Source organism: Corticibacter populi (assembly GCF_004217315.1).
Classification (GTDB): Bacteria; Pseudomonadota; Gammaproteobacteria; order Burkholderiales; family Burkholderiaceae_C; genus Lampropedia; species Lampropedia populi.
In genome coordinates this window covers 885,059-906,831 of the sequence record NZ_SGWR01000001.1, presented here as the reverse complement: position 1 = coordinate 906,831, position 21,773 = coordinate 885,059, and the positions used below count along the sequence as shown (strand labels likewise).

The 21,773-nt window shown below is 66.8% G+C and carries 18 protein-coding genes; 13 read left to right on the top strand and 5 right to left on the bottom strand.

The features are described from left to right. Positions 1 to 87: 87 nt before the first annotated feature. The 3 genes from EV687_RS04070 (at position 88) to EV687_RS04060 (ending at position 4,130) form a co-directional block, all read left to right on the top strand. Complete coding sequence (locus EV687_RS04070) at positions 88 to 1,230, top strand: ABC transporter ATP-binding protein (protein ID WP_122226557.1); 1,143 nt, start codon at positions 88 to 90, stop codon at positions 1,228 to 1,230. Between the two features lie 161 nt (positions 1,231 to 1,391). Next, positions 1,392 to 2,366 carry an ABC transporter substrate-binding protein gene (locus EV687_RS04065; protein ID WP_122227186.1) on the top strand — a complete coding sequence of 325 codons (975 nt, stop codon included), beginning with the start codon at positions 1,392 to 1,394 and terminating at the stop codon, positions 2,364 to 2,366. Between the two features lie 90 nt (positions 2,367 to 2,456). Continuing rightward, on the top strand, positions 2,457 to 4,130 hold the full coding sequence (locus EV687_RS04060) for an ABC transporter permease (protein ID WP_122226556.1): 1,674 nt from the start codon (positions 2,457 to 2,459) through the stop codon (positions 4,128 to 4,130). A 37-nt stretch (positions 4,131 to 4,167) separates the two neighbouring features. Here EV687_RS04060 and EV687_RS04055 read toward each other — a convergent pair whose 3' ends face one another. After that, positions 4,168 to 4,626 (bottom strand): RidA family protein, encoded by a 459-nt coding sequence (locus EV687_RS04055; protein ID WP_122226555.1) that lies wholly within the window; start codon positions 4,624 to 4,626, stop codon positions 4,168 to 4,170. 96 nt (positions 4,627 to 4,722) lie between these two features. On the opposite strand from EV687_RS04055, the gene EV687_RS04050 reads away from it, so the two are divergent. From EV687_RS04050 to EV687_RS04040, 3 genes are all read left to right on the top strand, one after another. Then, positions 4,723 to 7,401: a ComEC/Rec2 family competence protein gene (locus EV687_RS04050; RefSeq protein WP_122226554.1), complete on the top strand. Its 2,679-nt coding sequence runs from the start codon at positions 4,723 to 4,725 to the stop codon at positions 7,399 to 7,401. A gap of 103 nt (positions 7,402 to 7,504) precedes the next feature. Continuing rightward, positions 7,505 to 8,983: a circularly permuted type 2 ATP-grasp protein gene (locus tag EV687_RS04045; protein ID WP_122226553.1), complete on the top strand. Its 1,479-nt coding sequence runs from the start codon at positions 7,505 to 7,507 to the stop codon at positions 8,981 to 8,983. A 20-nt stretch (positions 8,984 to 9,003) separates the two neighbouring features. Beyond that, on the top strand, positions 9,004 to 9,966 hold the full coding sequence (locus EV687_RS04040; RefSeq protein ID WP_122226552.1) for an alpha-E domain-containing protein: 963 nt from the start codon (positions 9,004 to 9,006) through the stop codon (positions 9,964 to 9,966). 115 nt (positions 9,967 to 10,081) lie between these two features. Here EV687_RS04040 and EV687_RS04035 read toward each other — a convergent pair whose 3' ends face one another. Both EV687_RS04035 and smc read right to left on the bottom strand, forming a co-directional pair. After that, complete coding sequence (locus tag EV687_RS04035) at positions 10,082 to 10,420, bottom strand: hypothetical protein (RefSeq protein ID WP_130466436.1); 339 nt, start codon at positions 10,418 to 10,420, stop codon at positions 10,082 to 10,084. Between the two features lie 37 nt (positions 10,421 to 10,457). Beyond that, positions 10,458 to 13,997, bottom strand: a complete 3,540-nt coding sequence (gene smc / locus EV687_RS04030) for a chromosome segregation protein SMC (RefSeq protein ID WP_122226550.1) — start codon at positions 13,995 to 13,997, stop codon at positions 10,458 to 10,460. A gap of 127 nt (positions 13,998 to 14,124) precedes the next feature. Between smc and EV687_RS04025 the strand changes: the two genes are divergently transcribed. Further along, positions 14,125 to 15,213, top strand: a complete 1,089-nt coding sequence (locus EV687_RS04025; protein ID WP_122226549.1) for an endonuclease/exonuclease/phosphatase family protein — start codon at positions 14,125 to 14,127, stop codon at positions 15,211 to 15,213. Between the two features lie 85 nt (positions 15,214 to 15,298). Here EV687_RS04025 and trmL read toward each other — a convergent pair whose 3' ends face one another. After that, positions 15,299 to 15,781, bottom strand: coding sequence for a tRNA (uridine(34)/cytosine(34)/5-carboxymethylaminomethyluridine(34)-2'-O)-methyltransferase TrmL (gene trmL, locus EV687_RS04020; protein WP_122226548.1), 483 nt, complete (start codon positions 15,779 to 15,781; stop codon positions 15,299 to 15,301). A gap of 299 nt (positions 15,782 to 16,080) precedes the next feature. Between trmL and EV687_RS04015 the strand changes: the two genes are divergently transcribed. The 6 genes from EV687_RS04015 to EV687_RS03990 all read left to right on the top strand — a co-directional run bounded on the left by EV687_RS04015 (position 16,081) and on the right by EV687_RS03990 (position 20,499). After that, positions 16,081 to 16,809, top strand: a complete 729-nt coding sequence (locus tag EV687_RS04015) for a FadR/GntR family transcriptional regulator (RefSeq protein WP_122226547.1) — start codon at positions 16,081 to 16,083, stop codon at positions 16,807 to 16,809. Positions 16,810 to 16,863: 54 nt separating this feature from the next. Further along, positions 16,864 to 17,664 (top strand): transporter substrate-binding domain-containing protein, encoded by an 801-nt coding sequence (locus EV687_RS04010; RefSeq protein WP_122226546.1) that lies wholly within the window; start codon positions 16,864 to 16,866, stop codon positions 17,662 to 17,664. A gap of 99 nt (positions 17,665 to 17,763) precedes the next feature. Next, positions 17,764 to 18,480, top strand: coding sequence for an amino acid ABC transporter permease (locus tag EV687_RS04005; protein WP_122226545.1), 717 nt, complete (start codon positions 17,764 to 17,766; stop codon positions 18,478 to 18,480). Beyond that, on the top strand, positions 18,477 to 19,130 hold the full coding sequence (locus EV687_RS04000) for an amino acid ABC transporter permease (RefSeq protein ID WP_122226544.1): 654 nt from the start codon (positions 18,477 to 18,479) through the stop codon (positions 19,128 to 19,130). The genes EV687_RS04005 and EV687_RS04000 overlap by 4 nt, the downstream gene beginning before the upstream one ends. Beyond that, positions 19,117 to 19,854, top strand: a complete 738-nt coding sequence (locus EV687_RS03995) for an amino acid ABC transporter ATP-binding protein (RefSeq protein ID WP_122226543.1) — start codon at positions 19,117 to 19,119, stop codon at positions 19,852 to 19,854. Before EV687_RS04000 ends, EV687_RS03995 begins: the two co-directional genes overlap by 14 nt. Positions 19,855 to 19,911: 57 nt before the next feature. Beyond that, on the top strand, positions 19,912 to 20,499 hold the full coding sequence (locus EV687_RS03990) for an ureidoglycolate lyase (protein WP_122227184.1): 588 nt from the start codon (positions 19,912 to 19,914) through the stop codon (positions 20,497 to 20,499). Here the strand turns inward: EV687_RS03990 and EV687_RS03985 are convergent. Beyond that, a complete protein-coding gene (locus EV687_RS03985) occupies positions 20,483 to 21,766 on the bottom strand; it encodes an acyl-CoA dehydrogenase family protein (protein WP_122226542.1) in 1,284 nt (427 codons plus the stop codon). The genes EV687_RS03990 and EV687_RS03985 overlap by 17 nt on opposite strands. Positions 21,767 to 21,773: the final 7 nt, after the last annotated feature.

The window sequence follows — 21,773 nt, the reverse complement described above, 5'->3', positions numbered from 1 at the left end:
CTGGCGGCCCACCAGCGCATTGTCAAGGCATGCGTGCGAGCGCTGTCATGCATCTGAAACAAGCCGGCAATAGCATCGCGGCCCATCATGAAGGACTTCTCCTCGCAAAGCGCCGCTGGCGTGTCGGTGACCGTGCAGGCACTGGGGCGCCGCTTCGGCGACTTCCAGGCACTTGCCGGGGTGGATTTTGCCTTGCCGCCAGGGCGTGTGCTGGCCTTGCTGGGGCCGTCGGGCTGCGGCAAGTCGACTCTTCTCAAACTGCTGGCGGGGTTGGACCGTCCCAGCGCCGGCAGCATCCATTTCGATGGCCGCCTGGTGGCCAGTGCGAGCGTCTGCGAGCCTCCGCAGAAGCGGCGCCTGGGCATGGTGTTTCAGGACTATGCCCTGTGGCCGCACATGAGTGTGCAGGACAACATTGCCTTTGCATTGCAGATGCAGCGCATCGAGCCGCGCGAGATCGACGCCAGGGTTGGGCAGGTGCTCGAGCGCGTGGGTCTGGTTGGGCTGGGCAGCCGCACGCCCGCGGCACTTTCGGGCGGCCAACAGCAGCGTGTGGCGCTGGCGCGCGCCATCGTCGCGCAACCGGCACTGCTGCTGTTCGACGAACCGCTCTCCAATCTGGATCGCGATTTGCGCGAGAGCCTGTGCACCGACATTGCCGAACTGCTGCGCGAGCTGGGCACCACGGCCGTGTATGTGACCCACGATCATGAAGAAGCCTGCGCCATGGCCGACGAGGTGGCGGTGATGCTCCGCGGCCGCATTGCGCAGCGGACCAGTCCGCAGACGTTGTGGAGCGAGCCGGCCAGCCTGGAAGTGGCGCGTTTTCTCAAGCTCGGCGCGCTGGTCGATGCCCGGTGCGACGCCGATGGCATGCACATGCGGGCGCAATCCATCGATGGCCAGCCGGCCCGCCTGCCATGGCCGCTGTCGATGGCGCAGCAAACCGGCGCCAATCGCAGGCCAGGGGCCGGTGCCACCGGCTCACCCGGCCTTTTGCTGGTGCCGCAGACCGCCATCCGTCTGCAGGATGCCGGCTCGGCCCCCCTGGCGGCGCAGGTCGTCGCGCAGCAATACAGCGGTGGTGGGTTTCGCACGCAGCTTGAACTCAGCAGTGGCGAGCGTCTGCAGACGACGGTGCGCGAGCGCCTGCAACTGCGCGCGGGCATGGTGGGCCTGTGTCTGGACCCCGCACAGCTGCGCTGGTTCGCGGCGGATGACCGGCCCTAGCGCCGAGGCACCAATCTCCGGCGCTGGCACACCGATCAGGCATGGTCGAGGGGCAGGACTGCGGCGGTCACCCGCCCGTCGCATCCACATTCCTGTTTCTGTCCCTGCGCCCCAGCAACATTCTTTTCTTGTTCAAACCTGCACCCAACCAAAGGAAACACATGCCCCGCTTCATCCAATCCAACATCGCCAAGGCCTTGGCGCTTATTGGCCTGGCCGCCTCTTCGGGGGCCAGTTTTGCGCTGACGGTCTACACGGCCGGGCCGGAAGGGCTGATCAAGGATCTCGCGGCCGGTTTCGAGGCCGAAAGCGGCATCAAGGTGGATTATTTCCAGGGCACCACCGGCAAGGTCATGGCCCGTCTGGAGGCCGAGGCGGCCAATCCTCACGCCGATGTCGTCATCTCGGCTTCGTGGGACAGTGCCGTCGATCTGGAGCAGCGCGGCTGGCTGCTGAACTACCAGAGCCCGAACGCCGCCTCGGTGCCCGCTGCCTACAAGGCGCCCGGCTATGTGGCGCAGGGCCTCTCGGCCCTGGCGATTGCCTGGAATCCGGCCAGCGGCACGCCCCGGCCCGCCGACTGGGGCGATCTGGCCAGCCCGGCGTTTGCAGGCAAGGTGAACATGCCCGATCCCAGCCAGTCCGGCACGGCGCTGGAACTGCTCTCGGGGCTGGAGGCCGCACATGGCGCGCAGGCTTGGCGCCTGTTCGGCGAGCTCAAGGCCAATGGCATGAACATCGCCGGTGCCAATGCGCAGGCGCTCAACCCGGTGCTGCAGGGCGCCAAGGCGGCGGTGTTCGGCGCGGTCGATTACATCACCTACGGGGCCCAGAGCAAGGGCGAGAAGATCGAGATCATCTTCCCCAGCAGCGGCACGGTGGTGGCGGCGCGGCCGATGATGATCCTCAAGGGCTCGCGCCAGCAGGACGAGGCCCGGCGATTCGTCGACTACGTGCTGTCCGAGCAGGGGCAGCAACTGGTGGCCAAGACCTTCCTGATTCCGGCCCGCACCGATGTCGCGGCCCAGCGCCCCCCGCTGGCCGAGATCCAGGCCCTGCCGACGGCGGACGAGGCCGAGCGGGCCGGTCGCGATGCGCTGCTCAAGCGCTTCTCCGAACTGTTCCTGCGCAAGTGAGCGAGGCCATTGGAGGCCAAGGGCCCGGGCAGGCGGATGCAGGTCGGTCTGCACCGCTTGCCGGGTTCTGATTGAAAGGCGGTTGCGAGGATGGTTTCTTCCCGTTGGCTGATCGGGCTGTGCAGTGGCGGCCTGGCGCTGCTGGTGGGCGTGCCCCTGTTGTTCGTGCTGCTGCAGGCGGTGTTCCCGCAACTGGCGCAGGGCTCGCTGGCCACGCCGCTGGCGCATCTGGGGCAAACGCTGGGCGAGGGCGCGGTGCTGGAGTTGACGGGCAACACGGTCAAGCTCGGGCTCGCAGTGGTGGTGCTGGCGGCGCTCATCGGTGCGCCACTGGGCGTGCTGCGCGGCCTCTTCCAGGTGCCCGGGCAACGGCTCTGGGATCTGGCCTTTCTGGTGCCCTTCATGGTGCCGCCCTACATCGCGGCGATGGGCTGGATTCTGCTGCTGCAGCCCAGTGGCTTCGGTCAGCAACTGGCGGGCTTTCATCTGGCGCCGTTGCTGTTCTCCTTTGCCGGGGTGGTGCTGGTCATGGCGCTCAACCTGTTTCCGGCGGTGTATTTCGCGGTCTCGCGCGCCGTGGCCAGCCAGGGTGTGCGCCTGGCCGATGTGGCGCGCATTTTTGGCGCCAGCCCGTGGCGCGCCTTCGTGCGCGTCACGCTGCCGCTGACCCTGCCGGCACTGGCCGCCAGCCTGCTGCTGGTGTTCGCGGCCAGCATCGAGGAATATGGCACGCCGGCGGTGCTGGCCTCGAATGCCGGGTTCTTCGTGCTGGTCACCGGCATTGAACGGCGTTTTTCCGACTGGCCGATCGACCTGCCTGGCGCTGCGCTGCTGTCGGTCATTCTGATGCTGCTGGCGCTGACAGCTTTTGTGACGCAGCGCTGGCTGACGGCCGGGCGCGACTATGCCACCCAGACCGGCAAGCCCGCCGATGTGTCGCCGCGGCCGCTGGGCGCCTGGCGCTGGCCGGTGTGCGCGCTGTTTTTGCTGGTGGCGCTGGTGGCCACGGCGGCACCACTGCTGGCGATTGCCGCGACGGCCTTCACGGGCACGCTCTCGGGCGGGCTGACACTGGAGAACCTGTCGCTGCGGCACTTCACGGAGCTGTTCGGGCAGGGCTCGCAGGCGCTGTCGGCGCTGGCCTTCAGTTTTTCACTGGCGATTGGCGCAGCCCTGCTGACCGGGCTGTTTGGCGCCATCCTGGCCTATGCGGTGCTGCGGGTGCCGGGCCGCGCGGCGGCGTTGCTGGATGCGCTGAGCATTCTGCCCAATGCCATGCCGGGCATTGTCGTGGCCGTGGGGCTGATTCTGGCCTGGAACCAGCCCTGGCTGCCGTTCACGCCCTACAACACCTGGATGATCCTGCTGCTAGCCTATGCCTGCCTGCTGCTGCCGTACCCGGTGCGCTATGCCCATGCGGCGCTGCGCCAGATCGGCACCAACCTGGAGGCCAGCGCCTTCGTGCATGGGGCAGGGTTCTGGGTCACGCTGCGCCGCATCGTACTGCCCTTGCTGGCACCCAGCGTTGGCGCGGCCATGCTGCTGGTGTTCGCGATCGCCTCGCGCGAACTGGTGGCCTCACTGCTGCTGGCGCCGACGGGATCGCAGACCGTCTCGCTGTTCATCTGGCGCCAGTTCGACCAGGGCTCGGTTGGCCAGGGCATGGCGATGAGCCTGCTGACGATCGCCATCACCTGCTTGCTGGTGGCCGGGGCGCATGGCCTGAGCGTGCTGTCCGAGCGCCGCCGCCGGGCCTTGGCGTGAGCCTGTTTCGGGAAAAGATCGTCAGCAGGCCCTGAGCTCACTCGATTTCGGCGATCAACTCAACCTCCACGGCGGCGCCCAGTGGCAATTGCGCCACGCCGAAGGCGCTGCGGGCATGCGCGCCCTTTTCGCCAAAGACTTCAGCCAGCAGTTCGCTGGCGCCATTGGTGACGAGATGGTGTTCGGTGAAGTCGGGGCTGGAGTTGACCAGGCTGAGCACCTTGACAATGCGCTTGACGCGGTTCAGATTGCCGCCGGTGGCCGCCTGCAGCGTGGCCAGCAGGTCGACGGCGGCAGCGCGTGCAGCGGCATGGCCTTCGGCGGTGTCGAGCTCCTTGCCGAGCTGGCCGGCCCAGACGGCGCCATTCTTCTTCGAGATGTGGCCGCTCAGGAAGACCAGATTGCCAGTCTGCACATACATGACGTAGGCTGCTGCCGGTGTGGCAACGGCGGGCAGTTCGATGCCCAGGGTTTCGAGCCTGTCATAGACACTCATGGAAAAACTCCTTCAAATGGATGGGGGTGCGGTCGATGATATACGCGATGCCGGCAGTCCGGACGGGCGGCAGCAGATGCGGGAGGGATGCAGTGAATGGGTAGTGGAGTGGCCCTGGCACTGGCGGCAGTGGCTGGTGTGGCGCTGCAGTTGCAGCAGGCTCGGCTGTGGCCCTGGCAGGCCTACGCCGGTTTGCTGGCGGTGGCACTGCTGGTGCTGCCGTGCCTGCTGGTGCTGCTGCGCCGATGGCAGGCTGGTGCGCAGTGCTGGCGTGGCGCTGGGCGCGGGCTGCTCTGGCTGCTGGTGCTGCTGTTCTTCTTTGCCTGGCCAGGCCTGCGTGCATGCTGGTTTGCACGCGATGCACTGCCGGACGCGCTCGATGGCAGTGACGCGCTGGTCATCGGCGTCGTGGCGGCCATGCCGCGTCTGCAGCCCGATGCGCAGCGGCTGCGCCTGGCCGTCGAATCGGCGCAAACGCGCGATGGCAGGCCGCTGCGCTTGCCGCCACGCATCGAACTCAGCTGGTATGCCGTGCCGACTGCCGAGCGCTTTCGGCAGGGGCCACAGGCGCTACAGGACGCGCAAGCCATGCATGCCGTGCGGCAGCAGGTCCGCCAGGCGCTGCCGCAACTGCAGGCTGGCGACCGCTGGCGCTTGCCGCTGCGCTTGCGCCAGCCCAGCGGCAGTCTCAATCCGCTGGCGTTCGATTATGAGCGCTGGCTGTGGGAGCAGGGCGTGCAGGCCACGGCCTATGTGCGGGTGGCGTCGCCGGATGACGCGGCCGGGGGCTGGACGCCGCAATGGCTGGGAGATTCCGGGCGCTTTCGGCTCGAACGCTACAGGCAGCAGGTGCGCGATCGCATCGAGACGTACCTGGATGGTCACGGCGACAGCTCGCCCTGGCGCCGCAGTGCCGGTGTGATCGCCGCGCTGGTGACGGGTGAGCAGCGCGCCATTGACCAGCAGGACTGGGAGGTGTTCCGCATTACCGGCGTGGCGCATCTGATGGCCATATCGGGCCTGCATGTGACCATGTTCGCCTGGCTGGCCATGCAGGCCGTGGGGTGGTTGTGGCGTCGCTCGGGCCGGCTCATGCTGTGGGTGCCGTTGCCGGTGGCGGCCATGTGGGGAGGGTTGACGCTGGCGGCGGCCTATGCCGTGTTCAGTGGCTGGGGCGTGCCGGCACAGCGCACCATCTGGATGCTGACGGCCTGGGTGCTGCTGCGCAGCGCCGGCCTGCGCTGGCCCTGGCATGCCAGTCTGGCCGCGGCGGCCGTGGTGGTGCTGGCCATCGATCCCTGGGCCTTGCAGCAACCGGGCTTCTGGCTGAGCTTCGTGGCGGTGGCCGTCCTGCTGGTGCTGGCTGGCCCGGCCGACGGGCGTGCCAACGCGACCAGTGAGGCGCGCGCGCCCAATGCGAGCCATGTGCCCGATGCGAGCGGTGCGACTGATGGAGCCGATGCCGGGGGCTGGCGCCGCAGCCTGGCCCTGGGCAGCCGCCGGCTGCGGGCCGGGGCCAGGCAGCTTTGGCAATTGCAGTGGCGTCTGACGTTGGTGTTGGCGCCCTTGACGCTGGCCTTGTTCGGCCAGGTGTCGGTGGTGGGGTTGCTGGCCAACCTGGTGGCCATTCCGGTCGTGACCCTGCTGGTGACGCCACTGGCCATGCTGGGGGTGCTGCTGGGGCCTGCCTGGCTGGTGGCCGCGCAGTTGATGCAGTGGCTGGGCGGATGGTTGGAGTGGCTGGCGCAGTGGCCGCTGGCGGCATGGCGGGCACCGCAGATTCCTTGGTCGCTGGCCTTGCTGGGGGCGGCTGGCGCCGTGTTGCTCACGGTACGGGTACCGCTGCCATGGCGGGTATTGGGGCTGCCATGTCTGGTGGTGGCCTTGTTGTGGCGCCCCGTTGCACCGAAGGAGGGCGAATTCCGAGTGTTGGCGCTGGATGTGGGCCAGGGTGGCGCCGTATTGGTGCAGACGCACCGACATGTATTGCTCTATGACGCGGGGCCGCGCTACGGTGCCTACGGGAATGCGGGCGAGCGGGTGATCGTGCCCGTTATGCAGGCGCAGGGGCTGCGGCCGGATGTGCTGGTGCTCAGCCATGGCGATGATGACCATGTGGGCGGTGCCTGGGACGTGCTGCGGACTTTTGCCGGCACCGAGGTGCTGGCCTCGTTTGGTGCGGACCGGTTGAACCGGCCGGCATCGGAGGGGCTTTCGCCGCCGCCCTGGCGCTCCTGGATGCACTGCCAGGCCGGCCAGTCCTGGGAGCGCGACGGCGTGCGCTTCGAGTTTCTGCACCCACCGGCGTGGCTGCTGGCGCAAAGTGAAGCGGCCGGACCCATGCCTGCGCAGGTGCTTCTGGGCAGGCCGGCTCCCCGTGTTTCAACCAATTCCCTGAGCTGCGTGCTGCGGGTAAGCTCGCGCCATGGCGTGACAGCGCTGCTGACGGGCGACATCGGCCGCACCGAGGAACTGGATTTGTGGGATCTGCAGCGACCGGCGCTGGCAGCCCACTGGCTGCTGGTGCCGCACCATGGCAGCGGAGGCTCGTCCTCGCGGCGCTTCATCGACGCGGTCGGCGCGCGCTTCGCAGTGGCCCAGGCGGGGCACCGCAACCCGTTTGGACACCCGGCCGAGGCCGTGGCGCACCGATATGGTGAGGCTGGTTCGGCGTTTTTTGCGACACCCCAATGTGGTGCATCCGAATGGCAATCGGCACAGCCTGATGGGCTGTTGTGCGAGCGGGTGCGCAGCAGGCGATACTGGCACCGTTGAAACAAGTGCTGGCTGCCAGATGCGCTTGCATTTGATTGACAAATACTGGCGAGCTATTTGCTAGATTGATCAGACCGGAACCCGGGAAAGCAAAGGCATTCACATGACAATTTTTGATGAGATGTACCAATCCCTGCCGATCGAGCAGGCGGCGCCGCGCGAGCATTACCAGACCTATGCCAGTTGGCTCGCCGGCAAGACGAGTGAGGATATGCGTTTGCGGCATGAGGAAGCCGAAGTCATCTTCCGACAGGTCGGCATCACCTTCGCGGTGTATGGCGAGAAGGATGAAAACGGCGCCGGCACCGAGCGGCTGATTCCGTTCGACCTGATCCCCCGCATCATTCCCGCCCACGAGTGGCAGCGCATGGAACGCGGCCTGGTGCAGCGCGTGACCGCGCTCAACCGCTTCCTGCATGACGTCTACCACGGGCAGGACATCATCCGCGCCGGGGTGATCCCGAGGGAGCTGGTGCTCGACAACACCCAGTACCGGCCGCAGATGCAGGGCGTGGACGTGGCCAACCAGGTGTATTCGCACATTTCCGGCATCGACATCGTGCGCGCCGGCGATGGGGATTACTACGTGCTCGAGGACAACCTGCGCGTGCCCAGCGGCGTGAGCTACATGCTGGAGAACCGCAAGATGATGATGCGGCTCTTCCCCGAACTCTTCAGCGGCCACGCCATCGCGCCGGTGGCGCATTATCCCGACCTGCTGCTGGAGACGCTGCGCGACTGCGCCGGCGACAGCAATCCCGACCCGACGGTGGTGGTGCTCACCCCGGGCATGTACAACAGCGCCTACTTCGAGCACGCCTTCCTGGCGCAGCAGATGGGGGTGGAGCTGGTGCAGGGCCAGGATCTGGTGGTGCAGGACAAGTTCGTCTACATGCGCACCACGCGCGGGCTGCAGCGCATCGATGTGATCTACCGCCGGGTCGACGACGACTTCATCGACCCGCAGGTGTTCCGCCCCGACTCGATGCTGGGCGCGCCCGGGCTCATGGAGGCCTACCGGGCCGGCAATGTCTGCATCTGCAACGCGGTGGGCACCGGCGTGGCCGACGACAAGTCAGTCTACCCCTACGTGCCGGAGATGATCCGCTTCTACCTGGGCGAGGAGCCCATCCTCAAGAACGTGCCGACCTGGCTGTGCCGCAAGCCCGACGATCTGGCCTATGTGCTGGCGCACCTGGAGGAACTGGTCGTCAAGGAAGTGCATGGCGCCGGCGGCTACGGCATGCTGATCGGCCCGCAGGCCAGCCGCGAGGAGATCGAGCGCTTCCGCGCGGCGCTCAAGCACAACCCCAGCGGTTACATCGCCCAGCCCACGCTGAGCCTCTCGAGCTGCCCGACTTACGTGGAAAGCGGCGTGGCGCCGCGCCACATCGACCTGCGGCCCTTCGTGCTCAGCGGCAAATCGGTGCGCATCGTCGCCGGCGGCCTGACCCGCGTGGCCCTCAAGAATGGCTCGCTGGTGGTCAATTCCTCGCAGGGCGGCGGCACCAAGGACACCTGGGTGCTCGAAGACTGGCCCAGCGCCCAGCAGGAACATCAGTGGTACGACCTGCAACAATGAAACCGTGAGGAGAAAAGAACATGCTATCGAGTACCGCTGACCATATTTTCTGGATGTCCCGCTACGTTGAGCGCGCCGAGAACACCGCGCGCATGCTCAACGTCAACCTCGACACGGCCTTGCTGCCGCAGTCGCGCGATGCCATGCTGCAGGGCTGGATGGGCATTCTGTCCATCAGCGAGCTGCAGGACGACTACACCAGCCGCTACGGCAAGATCACGCCCGAGCAGGTGCTGGACTTCATGGTGTTGGACCCGCTCAACCCTTCATCGATCTATTCCTGCCTGCGCGAGGCCCGTGAGAATGCCCGCGCCGTGCGCGGCGCGCTGACCACCGAGGTTTGGGAAAGCCACAACATGAGCTGGCTGGAGCTCGGGCGCCTGGTGCGCGACCCCTCCGGCTTCAAGCGTGACCCGGGCCGCTTCTTCGAGTGGGTCAAATACCGCTCGCACCTCTCGCGCGGCGTGGCGCTGGGCACCATGCTGCAGAACGAGGCCTTCCACTTTCTGCGGCTGGGCACCTTCCTCGAACGTGCCGACAACACCGCACGGCTGCTCGACGTGAAGTTCCACGCGCTCGAGAGCAGCACCGGCCGCAGCGCCCAGGAGCTGCAGCCGCGCAGCCAGATGCAGGAGTACTACCACTGGGTGGCGTTGCTGCGAAGCGTCTCGGCCTTCGAGATCTATCGCCAGGTGTATCGGGACGTGGTCAGCCCCAAGCGCATTGCCGAGCTGCTGATCCTGCGCAGCGACATGCCGCGTTCGCTGCTGGCCTGCCTGACCGAAGTAGTGCGCAATCTCGAGAGCATTGCCAACGACCACTCGGCCAAGACCCAGCGCCGCGCCGGGCGCTTGCTGGCGGACCTGCAGTACAGCACCATCGATGAAATCCTGGCCAATGGCCTGCACGCCTTTCTGGTGCAGTTCCTCGAACGCGTCAATGACCTTGGCGCCGGTGTCAGCAAGGACTTCCTGGTGCATTGATGGAGATGCGGCGCGCGAGGGCGTGCTGCCGCATCCTTGGGATGGCTCTGGAAATCATGGCTGCGACCTTTGCGGGACGCAGCCATGATTCTTTTTCAGGGGAGATCCGCCGTTCTCAAAGCACGCCGGCCAGCGCCAGCAGGAACCACGAGGCCAGCACGGCCTGCACGGCCAGCAGCGCCGCCAGCCAGGTCGGGCGCTGCGCAGCGGCGATGGCATAGCCGGCGTTGAGCAGCAGGCAGATGATGTTGGCCACACCTGCCACCAGGATGGCCAGCGCGCCACCCATGCCGGACCAGAAGCCTCCGCCACTGGGCGAAAACCACAGCCAGATTGCCAGCGGCAGGGCCAGCATGGCGATGCTGACCGACAGCCCGGCCAGCCAAGCCAGCCAGGGTCGCCGCGGACGGATGCCGCGTTGCGGTGCTGAGGTATCGGTGGACTCGGCGGGCATGGGCATGTGAAACGATGGCCGCGAGGCGGGGCGCCGCTCAGCTGTCGGCCAGGCTGAGTGCCTCCTGCATGTCGACGGCGACGATGCGCGAGACGCCGCGCTCCTGCATGGTCACGCCGATGAGCTGGCCGGCCATCTCCATGGCGATCTTGTTGTGGCTGATGTAGAGGAACTGCGTGTGCGCGCTCATGCGCTTGACCAGGCGCGCATAGCGCTCGGTGTTGGAGTCATCGAGCGGCGCATCGACCTCGTCGAGCAGGCAGAAGGGCGCGGGATTGAGCTGGAAAATCGCGAACACCAGCGCGATGGCGGTGAGGGCCTTCTCGCCGCCCGAGAGCAGGTGAATGGTCTGGTTGCGCTTGCCCGGCGGTTGCGCCATGACCTGCACGCCGGCATCGAGGATCTCGTCGCCGGTCATGATGAGCCGGGCCTGGCCGCCGCCGAACAGCTCGGGGAACATCTCGCCGAAGTGCCGGTTGACGGTCTCGAAGGTGTTTTTGAGCAGCTCGCGGGTTTCGGCGTCGATGGTGCGGATGGCGTCCTCGAGCGTCTGCATGGCCTGGTTCAGGTCGCTGGCCTGCGCGTCGAGGTAGTCCTTGCGCTCGCGCGCTTCGCCCAGCTCCTGCAGCGCGGCCAGGTTCACCGGGCCGAGTGCATCGATCTGGCGCTGCGTGCGATCGATCTCGGCCTGCAGGCCCTCGAGCTTGACGCCATGCCCGGCAATGCTGGCGGCCACCGCCTCCTTGTCGGCTTCGGCCTCGAGCAGCAGGTCCTCGAACTGCTGCCAGGCCAGCTGCGCGGCCTGCTCGGCCAGGCGCAGCTCGGTGATGTGCTGGCGCATCGGCTCGAGTGTGCGCTCGAGCTGCATGCGCGCCTCCTCGCCGGCGCGCAACTGGCGCCCCAGCTCGTCATAGTGCTGGCGTGCCGCGCGCAAGGCGTCCTCGCGCGCGATCTTCCGGGCCTCGGCTTCCTCCAGCCCGTCGAGCGCGCCGGTCTCGGCGTAGCGGGCCACCTCGGCCTGCGCGGCTTCCAGCTCGCTCTGCAGGGCCTGCAGCTGCTGGTCGGCAGTGAACAGGTTGCGCTGCAGTTCCTGGCGGCGATGCTGGATGCTTTGCTGGCCGAACTGCGATTCCTGCAACTGCCGCTCGAGCTGGCGCAGTTGCTCGCGTGCCTCGTTGAGGCGGCGTTCGGCAGCGTCGGCCTGCTCGTCGGCCTCCATTTGCTGGCCCTGCAGTTCGGCGAGCTGGGTATCCAGCTCCTCGAAGCGCGCTTCGGCGGCGATGCTGCGCTCCTCCAGTTCCTCGAGCGACTGCTGCATCTCCTGCCAGTCGCCCTCAAGCCGGGCGTTGGCGGTGCGCACCTGCTCGGCCTCCTGGGCGCGCCGCATCACCTCCACCTGCAGTGCATGGGCCTGTTTCTGGGCCTGGTCGGCAGCGTTGCGCTTTTGCTGGATGGCGCTGGCGGCATGCTGGTAGGCGGCCTCGGCCTGGGCCAGCGTGGCGCGGCCATCCTGGACGATGGCGGTCTGGGCCTCGCATTCGCCCTGCAGGATCTCGATTTCCTGCGCGCGCGCGAGCAGGCCGGCCTGCTCGCTGTCCTCGGCATAGAAACCCAGGCTGTGGCGGGTGACGCTGTGGCCTTGCGCGAGCAGGATTTGTTCGCCCTCGCGCAGCTGGCCGCGTGCGGCCAGTGCTTCATCGAGCGCATCGGCGCTGTAGCAGCCGTGCAGCCAGTCGGCCACGATGGCCTGCAGGCGCGCATCGGCGCAGCGAATCCGGCTGGCCAGCGCGGGCAGCCCGAGCGCGGGATGGGCCAACGCGGTCGCATCGGTACCGGCGGCCACTTCGGATTCGGCATAGAACACCAGCTTGGTGGGGGGGCGCGTTTCGGCGCCGGCAAAGCCGCGCACATGGTCGAGCCGCGAGACGGGCAGGGCGGCCATGCGCTCGCGCAGTGCCGCCTCGGCGGCCTGTTCCCAGCCGGCCTCGACCTGCAGGCGCTTCCACAGTTGCTCGAAGTCGGCCAGGCCCTGCGCGGTCAGCCAGGGCGCGAGCTTGCCGTCGGCCTGCACCTTCTCCTGCAGCGCGCGCAGCGCAGCCAGGCGCGCTTCCAGGCTGGCGAGGCGGCCGGCGCTTTGCTGCACGGCCTCCTGGGCGGCGCGGCGCTCATCGTCGAGCTGCGGGATGCTCTGGTCCAGCTCGACCCATTCGGCCTGGGCGAACTCGGCCTCCTCGCGGGCGGCTTCGAGGGATTGTTCGAGCTCTGCCAGACGGGCTTCGTCGACCTGCTGCAGGCCCTGCCGTTCCTGCTGGATGCGCTCCATGCGCATCTGCAGTTGCTGCTTGCGTTCGGCCACGCCGCGCTGCTCGGCGGCCAGCACCTGGAACTGCTGCTGGGTCTGCTGCACCTGCTGGCGGGCCTGCTCGGCGCGCTCGCGGGCGTCGCGCCAGGCCTGTTCCAGCTCGGGAAGCTGCCCGGCCTGTTCTTCCACCTGGGCGGCAAGGATCTCGCTGCGCTCCAACGCGCTGGCGTCGTCGCCTTCGAGGGAGGCCAGCCCTTCGCTGGACTGGCGCGAGGTGCTTTCCCACTGCGCCAGCTGCTGTGCCAGCGCCTGGCTGCGCTTTTCGGCGCGCTGCTTGCCTTCGAGCTCGAAGCGGATCTCGGCCTCGAGCTTGCCGACCTCGGCGCTGGCTTCATAGAGCGCGCCCTGCGCGTCGTTCACGGCTTCGCCCGCGGCGTAGTGTTGCTGGCGCAGCTCTTCGAGGCTGGCGGTGGCCGTTTCGATCTCGGCGGCCTTGGCCTGCAGCCCATCGACGGCCTGCTGGCCCTGCTGGCGAGCCTGTTCCAGTTCGCCGGCGGCCTTCTGCTGGCGCAGCAGCCACAGCTGCTGCTGGGCCAGGTGCAGGCGCGCCTGCATGTCGGTGTAACGTGCGGCCACCTCGGCCTGCGCTTCGAGCTTGCCCAGGTTGCTGGTGAGCTCGCGCAGAATGTCCTCGATGCGGGTGAGGTTCTCGCGGGTGTCGGCCAGACGCGCTTCGGTTTCCTTGCGGCGCTCCTTGTATTTGGAGACGCCGGCCGCTTCCTCGAGGAACAGGCGCAGTTCCTCCGGCTTGGATTCGATGATGCGGCTGATCGTGCCCTGGCCGATGATGGCATAGGCGCGCGGGCCCAGGCCGGTGCCGAGGAACACGTCCTGCACGTCCTTGCGGCGCACCTGCTGGCCGTTGATGTGGTAGCTGCTGCCGCCCTCGCGGGAGAGTATGCGCTTGACGGCGATCTCGCCGTACTGGCCCCACTGGCCGCCGGCGCGCTGGCCGCTGTTGTCGAACACCAGTTCGACGCTGGCGCGGCTGGCGGGCTTGCGGCTGGTGGTGCCGCTGAAGATCACGTCCTGCATCGACTCGCCGCGCAGTTCGCTGGCCTTGGATTCGCCCAGCACCCAGCGCACCGCATCCATGATGTTGGATTTGCCGCAGCCATTGGGGCCGACCACCCCCACCATCTGCCCGGGCAGCAGGAAGGTGGTCGGTTCGGCAAAGGACTTGAAGCCGGCGAGCTTGATGGAGTTGAGGCGCACGGAAATGATCTGGGAAAGGGTTGGCCGAAGCCCAGCCAAAGCCGCCAATGTTAATGGAAAAGCCTCTGGCGCAATACTTCCCGTGCCCCTGTATCGGGGAAGCACAAACCGATGACAATACGGCCTGATGCAAACCCTTCTTTATGTGTTGACCGCCTTGCTGGCCTTGCTGACCGTGCTGCCCTGGTTCAAGGCGCGTGCATGGTGGGTGCGGGTGTGGGACTTTCCGCGCGCGCAACTGGCGGTACTGCTGGCGCTGGCGCTGCTTGGGCAGGGCCTGGTACTGGACTTTTCGCGGCCACCAGCCTGGCTGGCTGCCGGTGCAGCGCTGGCCTGCCTGCTCTACCAGTGCTGGTGGATTCTGCCCTACACGCGGCTGTGGCGGTCGGAGGTGCGCTGGGCCGATGCCGGCGACGATGGGCCGCGGCTGCGCATGCTGGCGGCCAACGTGCTGATGACCAACCGCCATGCCGATGCGCTGCTGGAGCAGGTGCGCCAGTACCGGCCCGATGTGCTGGTGACGCTGGAGACCGATGCCTGGTGGCAGGCCCAGCTGGCCCCGCTGGAGGTCGACTACCCCTACCGCATCGCCTGTCCGTTGGACAACCTCTATGGCATGCACGTGTATTCGCGCTTGCCACTGCACGAGGCGCGAATCGAATATCTGGTCGAACCGGACATTCCCTCCATGCATGCCAGTCTGCAGTTGCGTGAGAACCTGCGGGTGCGCCTGCACTTTCTGCACCCGGCGCCGCCGAGCCCGACCGAGAACGATGAATCGACCGAACGGGATGTGGAACTGCTGATGGTCGCCAAAAGCCTCGAAAGCGAGACGGGGCCGGTGGTGGTGGCCGGTGACCTCAATGACGTTGCCTGGTCGCCGACCACGCGGCTGTTCCGCCGGATCAGCGGGTTGCTCGACCCGCGTGTCGGGCGCGGCATGGTCAACAGCTTTCACGCCAGGTACTGGTTTGCGCGCTGGCCGCTTGACCATTTCTTCCACAGCGACGATTTCGAGCTGGTGCGCATCGCCCGCCTGCCGGCGATGGGCTCCGACCATTTTCCGGTGCTGATCGAACTGCAGTACCACCCCTCGAATGCCGCGCAGCAGCAAGGCTTGCAGGCTGATGCGGCCGACCGGGCCGAAGCGCGCGAATTGCTGGCCGAGGAAGGCGCCAGCGCCGGGGACGTGCCCGAGCCTACGGCATCGGTGTGAGAGCGTTGTTCACGGTCTCGGCGTCTCGGCGCGCTTGCTGTTGCACCCGAAGGGCATGGCGCAGCCATGCGGCTGCGTGGCAAGACTATGAACACGCTCCCAGGCCGTCCGTGAAGCCGTTCTGGCGCCAGGCCTCGAAGACGGTGACGGCCACGGCGTTCGAGAGATTGAGGCTGCGCTGACCGGCGCGCATCGGCAAGCGCAGCCGCTGCGCAGCGGCAAAGGAGTCGCGCAGCGCAGCGGGCAGGCCCTGGGTCTCGGAGCCGAACACCAGCCAGTCGCCGGGCTGGAAGGCGACCTCGAACAGATTGCGGCTGCCGCGCGTGGTCATCGCGAACAGGCGCGTGGGATCGGGCCGCTGGTTCTGCAGAAAGGCCTCCCAGCTGGCGTGGCGCAGCAGCGTGGCGTATTCGTGGTAGTCGAGTCCGGCGCGACGCATGTGCCGGTCTTCCATCGAGAAGCCCAGCGGCTCGATCAGGTGCAGCTGGCAACCGGTGTTGGCGCTGAGGCGGATGACGTTGCCCGTGTTGGGCGGGATCTCGGGGTGGACCAGGACGATGTTGAACATGGCGTGTGCAATGCGCAGGCAGCTGCCCGCATGAGAGGCGGAGTCTACGGCCTGTCGAGGCGCATGAACGTGGATGGGGGGATGGCGGCGTCATGCCCTGGTGCCGGGACGGTGCGCGATTTTCCTTCAAATGGTGCAGGCATGGGAAATGCCTGTTTGGGATGCACCATGATTGGACGGAAAGAAGGAGCACCATAGCCCATCCTCCGCTGTGAGTCTGGGTGGCATGGTTTGTGCTTGATGGTTGGCATCGACTGGTCAGACCGGTCAGACCAGAAACCAAGCATCTTCAGATTGCCATGACGCGCCTTGCCAACACTGCTGCATTCACCTTGCAGCAACGCATCTTCTCCGGGGAGTACCCCGCGGGCAGCCTGTTGCCGTCCCAGCGGCAGCTTGCCGAGGAACTGGAAATCAGCAGGGCGTCGCTGCGCGAGGCGCTCTCGATGCTCGAGACACTCGGCCTGATGCAGGTGCTGCCCGGCAAGGGCATGCGGGTGCGCGGCGCCGGGCAGAGCATGTCGCAGCCGCTCAAGGCCTTCACGCTGCCCGGGCAGACGCTCAATCTCAGCCCCGCGCAATTGATCGAGCTGCGTCTGGTGGTCGAGCCCGCCTGGGCGGCTCTGGCGGCGCGCCACTGCACGGCGGCGGCGCATGCCGAACTGGAGGATGTGCAAAGCGCCTTTGTCGCCGCACTGGCGCAGCACGACTTGCAGACGGCCGCCAGGATGGACTTGCGGTTTCACCGCCTGCTGTCACAGCAATCGGGCAACCCGGCGCTGCAGGGCCTGTTTGCGCAGCTGGATGCAGCCATCCACTACAGCCTGCAATTGCCCTTCACGCAACTGGAGTTGCAGCAGGCGCCGGCCGATGAACATGCCGCGATCGTGCAGGCCATCGTGGCCCGCGACGAGATGGCAGCGGCATCGCTGATGCGCGATCACCTGTTGTCGGCGGCGCGCCGCAGCCGCCTTGATCGACCAGCCGGCGTCGAAGACACGCCCTGGCTTTGCACTTCCGGTGCCTAGTGCCCAGGCATTGGTGCCGATCCGTTTTTTCCCGCCAACCCAAGGAGTTGTTCCATGTCCCGTTCTTCCCTGTTGTCCCGTCGCCTGGCCCTGCAGGCATTGGCTGCCTGCGCGTCCATCGGCATGATGGCCGGTGTCCATGCCGATGTGCTCGAAAAAGTGCAGAAAGCCGGTGTGATCCGCGTGGCGATCCCGCAGGACTTCCCGCCCTTCGGCTCGCTCGGCTCCGATCTCAAGCTGCAGGGCTATGACATCGACATGGCCAATCTGGTCGGCCAGGAGCTGGGCGTCAAGGTCGAGCTGGTGCCGGTGACCAGCACCAACCGCATTCCCTACCTGACCACCAGCAAGGCCGACATCGTGATCTCCTCGCTGGGCAAGAACGCCGAACGCGAGAAGGTGATCGACTTCACCAAGGCCTATGTGCCGTTTCCCAAGAGCGTCTATGGGCCCGCCAACGTGGCCATCAGCGGCCCCGCCGACCTGGCAGGCAAGACGATTGGCGTCACGCGCGGCTCCACCGAGGATCTGGCGCTGACAGCGCTGGCGCCCAAGGACGCCACGATCCGCCGCTACGAGGACAACAATTCCACCGCCACGTCCTACCTGAGCGGTCAGGTCGAGCTGGTGACGCTGGGCAACATCGTCGCCAATGCGGTGCGCGAGAAGAGCAAGCAGCGCGACTTTGACGTCAAGTTCGCCGTCGAGGACACGCCTTGCTTCATCGGCGTGGCCAAGGGCGAAGGCGCGCTGGTCGAGAAGCTCAACAGCATCATCGACAAGGCCAAGGCCGACGGGCGCCTCAATGCGATGTCGGTCAAGTGGATGCAGATGGAGCTGCCTGCTTCGCTCTGATTTTTGGCCTGGCCCGCAGTGCGGACCAGGCCCGTCTTACCGCCCCTCCGCCATCAGGGCTTGCGCATGCCCTGATGGCCTTCGACAACGGATCCTCCCATGGCCTATCAGTTCGATTTTCCCGCCGTGTTCGAGTACAGCGGCACGCTGCTGCAGGGCGCCGGCGTGACGCTGGCGCTGACCGCCATCGGCGCGCTCGCCGGCGGCGCCATCGGCGTGCTCGGCGGCGTCTGCCGCGCCTGGCGCATTGCACCGCTGAGCTGGTTTTTCAGCATTTACGTGGAGGTGATCCGCAACACGCCATTCCTGGTGCAGTTGCTGTTCATCTTCTTCGGCCTGCCGTCGCTGGGCGTGCAGATCAATGAGTGGCAGGCCAGCGTGCTGACGGTGGTCATCAATCTCGGTGCCTACATCACCGAGATCGTGCGCGCCGGCATCAAGGAGACGCCGCGCGGCCAGATCGAGGCGGCTTCGGCGCTGGCGATGGGCCGGCTGTCCATCTTCCTGCACGTGGTGCTGCGGCCGGCGCTGCAGAAGGTCTGGCCGGCGCTGACCAGCCAGATCATCATCGTCATGCTGGGCTCGGCGGTGGTTTCGCAGATCGCCACGGAGGACCTGACTTTCGCGGCCAACTTCATCCAGTCCCGCAACTTCCGCGCGCTGGAGACCTACATCATCGTCACGCTGATGTACTTCGCGCTGGCGCTGCTGCTGCGCCAGCTGCTTCTGTGGGTGGGGCGGCGCTGGGTGGTCAATCGCCCGAGCCGTCCGAAACCAACGGCCGTCGCAGGCCTCGTCAAGGGAGGTCAAGCATGATCGCCGATCTCAACTGGCCCGCCTTGCTCTCGGCCCTGGGCCAGGGCCTGTGGGCGACCCTGCGCCTGTCGCTGCTGGCCTTTGTGCTCGGTGGTGCGATGGGACTGGTGGTGCTGTTTGCCCGTGTGGGGAAGAACCGGCTGCTGCAGAAGCTGGCGGTGGGTTGGATCGAGCTGTTCCAGAACACGCCGCTGCTGATGCAGCTGTTCCTGATCTTCTTCGGCCTGCCGCTGCTGGGGCTGGACATCTCGCCATGGATCGCCGCCGCGCTGGGGTTGACGCTCTACACCAGTGCCTATCTGGCCGAGGTCTGGCGCGGTTGCGTGCAGGCCATCCCCAAGGGCCAGTGGGAGGCCTCGGCCAGCCTCGCCATGGGCTATTTCCAGCAGATGCGCCACGTCGTGCTGCCCCAGGCGCTGCGCCTGTCGGTCGCGCCCACGGTGGGCTTCTCGGTGCAGATCATCAAGGGCACCGCCGTGGCCTCCATCATCGGCTTCAGCGAGCTGACCAAGATCGGCTCCATGCTGGCCAACGCCACCTTCCAACCGTTCCTGATCTATGGGCTGGTGGCCCTGGGCTACTTCATTCTTTGCTATCCCCTGTCGCTGTACGCCAAACACCTGGAGAAGAAACTCTATGCCGCTCGTTGATGTCTGTGCCCTGCACAAATACTATGGTGACAACCACGTTCTCAAGGGTATCGACCTGGTGGTCGAGCCCGGCGAGGTGGTCTCGATGATCGGGCGCAGCGGTTCGGGCAAGAGCACGCTGCTGCGCACCATCAACGGGCTGGAGTCCATCAACGACGGCCAGATCGTCGTCGATGGCGCCGTGCTCAAGCCCGACACCGCCATGCCCCAGCAACTGCGGGCGCTGCGCCTGAAGGTGGGCATGGTGTTCCAGCAGTTCAACCTGTTCCCGCACCTGACGGCCGGCCAGAACGTCGCGCTGGCGCCCACGGTGGTCAAGAAGACGCCGCGGCGGGAGGCGAACGACATCGCGCGCGAGATGCTCAACAAGGTGGGGCTGGCAGACAAGTATGATGCCTATCCCGACCAGCTCAGCGGCGGCCAGCAGCAGCGCGTGGCGATTGCCCGGGCGCTGGCCATGCAGCCGAGCGTGCTGTTGTGCGATGAAATCACCTCGGCGCTCGATCCGGAGCTGGTCAATGAAGTGCTGGCGGTGGTGCAGAAGCTGGCCGTCGAGGGCATGACGCTGATCATGGTCACGCATGAGATGCGCTTCGCGCGCGACGTCGGTAGCCGGTTGGTGTTCATGCACCAGGGGCGTATTCACGAGAATGGCAATGCCAAGGAATTGTTCCGCGCGCCGCAGACGCCGGAGCTGGCGGCCTTTCTCGGCTCGGTCCAGTAATCCAACGGAACATCAATGGAGCAGATGCGGCAAATGCCCGTACCAGAAAAGGAACCCATGTTGGCAATCGCACCATCGCCCGGGCCGGGGCCGGGCACCGACGCCTTGCGGCTGGTCGTGCGGCCGCTGGAGGCGGCAAGTTTTGCTCCTTTTGGCCAGGTGATCGAGAGCCGGGGCCACCCTGGCCATCCGATCAATGGCGGGAGCTGCCTGCGTTTTCACGATGTCGCGCAGCCGCTCGCCCATGCCGATGGCCATGGTGACGGGCGCCTTGCCATCAGTCTTTTTGCCGCCCAGGCCGCGCCATGGGAGCAGCCGCTGGAGGAAATGGAGCGCCATCTGCTGGGCTCGCAGGCCTTCGTGCCCATGGGGCAGCGCCTGCCGTTCCTGGTGATCGTCGCCCCGGCAGGCCTTGCTGGCGATGCCCTGCGGCCAAAGCACTTGCAGGCCTTCGTCAGCGACGGTTTGCAGGGCATCAATCTGGCGCCTGGCACCTGGCACCACCCGCTGCGCGCCCTGCAGGAGGGCACCTGGCTGATCGTCGACCGTGTGGCGACGAGCAGCCAGGCGCCGGTCGATTGCGAGGTGGTCGACATCCGCGCCTGGCAACTGCGTTGCCAGGCCGGCTTCAGCAGCCGCGCGTGACCGGCGGATCGTAGGCCCTGGAGCCCTGCGGCGTCTCGGTGTACTTGCCCAGCTCCCACTTGGCGATGGCGTTGCGGTGCACCTCGTCAGGGCCGTCGGCAAAGCGCAGCGTGCGGGCGTTGGCGTAGGAGTAGGCCAGCGGAAAGTCGTCGCACATGCCGCCGCCGCCATGCACCTGCATGGCCCAGTCGATCACCTGGCAGGCCATGCCGGGGGCAACCACCTTGATCATGGCGATCTCGGTCTTGGCGACCTTGTTGCCCGCGTTGTCCATCATCCAGGCGGCCTTGAGCGTGAGCAGGCGCGCCATGTCGATGCGGCAGCGCGCCTCGGCGATGCGCTCCTGGGTGACGGTTTGCTGCGCGATGGTCTTGCCGAAAGCGGTGCGGCTCAAGGCACGGCGGCACAGGTATTCCAGGGCGCGCTCGGCCTGGCCGATGAGGCGCATGCAGTGGTGGATGCGGCCCGGCCCCAGGCGTCCCTGCGCGATCTCGAAGCCGCGGCCCTCGCCCAGCAGGATGTTGTCGGCCGGCACGCGCACGTTCTCGAAGAGGATTTCCATGTGGCCGTGCGGCGCATCGTCATAGCCGAGCACATTGAGTGGGCGCACCACGGTGATGCCCTGGGTGTCGGCAGGCACCACGATCATGCTTTGCTGGGAATGGCGCGGCGCCTCGGGGTCGCTCTTGCCCATGGTGATGTAGACGGCGCAGCGGGGGTCGCCGGCGCCGGAGATCCACCATTTGCGGCCATTGATGACGTATTCGTCTCCCTGGCGCTCGATGCGGGTCTCGATGTTGGTGGCGTCGCTGGAGGCCACGGCCGGCTCGGTCATGGCAAAGGCCGAGCGGATTTCGCCCTCGAGCAGCGGCCTCAGCCAGCGGCCCTTGATGGTGTCGCTGCCATAGCGCGCCAGTGTCTCCATGTTGCCGGTATCGGGAGCGGAACAGTTGAAGACCTCGCTGGCCCAGGTCACGCGGCCCATGATTTCGGCCAGGGGCGCGTATTCCTGGTTGGTCAGGCCCGCGCCGCTGTAGCCCGACTGCTCGGCAGTGTCTACCGGCAGAAAGAGGTTCCAGAGACCCTGCTCCTTGGCCTTGGGCTTGAGATTTTCGATGGTCTGCAGCGGCGTCCAGCGCCTGCCGGCGGCGGTATTGGCTTCGAGTTCCTCCTTGTAGGCTTTCTCGTTCGGGTAGATGTGTTCGTCCATGAAGCGCTGCAGGCGTTGCTGCAGCCCCTTGGTTTTGGGCGAATAGTCGAAATCCATGGTGTGC

Bases quoted from the DNA above. Each gene is read 5' to 3' on its own strand.
- EV687_RS04070 (WP_122226557.1), top strand. From the start codon at position 88: ATGAAGGACTTCTCCTCGCAAAGCGCCGCTGGCGTGTCGGTGACCGTG.
- EV687_RS04065 (WP_122227186.1), top strand. From the start codon at position 1,392: ATGCCCCGCTTCATCCAATCCAACATCGCCAAGGCCTTGGCGCTTATT.
- EV687_RS04060 (WP_122226556.1), top strand. From the start codon at position 2,457: ATGGTTTCTTCCCGTTGGCTGATCGGGCTGTGCAGTGGCGGCCTGGCG.
- EV687_RS04055 (WP_122226555.1), bottom strand. From the start codon at position 4,626: ATGAGTGTCTATGACAGGCTCGAAACCCTGGGCATCGAACTGCCCGCC.
- EV687_RS04050 (WP_122226554.1), top strand. From the start codon at position 4,723: ATGGGTAGTGGAGTGGCCCTGGCACTGGCGGCAGTGGCTGGTGTGGCG.
- EV687_RS04045 (WP_122226553.1), top strand. From the start codon at position 7,505: ATGACAATTTTTGATGAGATGTACCAATCCCTGCCGATCGAGCAGGCG.
- EV687_RS04040 (WP_122226552.1), top strand. From the start codon at position 9,004: ATGCTATCGAGTACCGCTGACCATATTTTCTGGATGTCCCGCTACGTT.
- EV687_RS04035 (WP_130466436.1), bottom strand. From the start codon at position 10,420: ATGCCCGCCGAGTCCACCGATACCTCAGCACCGCAACGCGGCATCCGT.
- EV687_RS04025 (WP_122226549.1), top strand. From the start codon at position 14,125: ATGCAAACCCTTCTTTATGTGTTGACCGCCTTGCTGGCCTTGCTGACC.
- trmL (WP_122226548.1), bottom strand. From the start codon at position 15,781: ATGTTCAACATCGTCCTGGTCCACCCCGAGATCCCGCCCAACACGGGC.
- EV687_RS04015 (WP_122226547.1), top strand. From the start codon at position 16,081: ATGACGCGCCTTGCCAACACTGCTGCATTCACCTTGCAGCAACGCATC.
- EV687_RS04010 (WP_122226546.1), top strand. From the start codon at position 16,864: ATGTCCCGTTCTTCCCTGTTGTCCCGTCGCCTGGCCCTGCAGGCATTG.
- EV687_RS04005 (WP_122226545.1), top strand. From the start codon at position 17,764: ATGGCCTATCAGTTCGATTTTCCCGCCGTGTTCGAGTACAGCGGCACG.
- EV687_RS04000 (WP_122226544.1), top strand. From the start codon at position 18,477: ATGATCGCCGATCTCAACTGGCCCGCCTTGCTCTCGGCCCTGGGCCAG.
- EV687_RS03995 (WP_122226543.1), top strand. From the start codon at position 19,117: ATGCCGCTCGTTGATGTCTGTGCCCTGCACAAATACTATGGTGACAAC.
- EV687_RS03990 (WP_122227184.1), top strand. From the start codon at position 19,912: ATGTTGGCAATCGCACCATCGCCCGGGCCGGGGCCGGGCACCGACGCC.
- EV687_RS03985 (WP_122226542.1), bottom strand. From the start codon at position 21,766: ATGGATTTCGACTATTCGCCCAAAACCAAGGGGCTGCAGCAACGCCTG.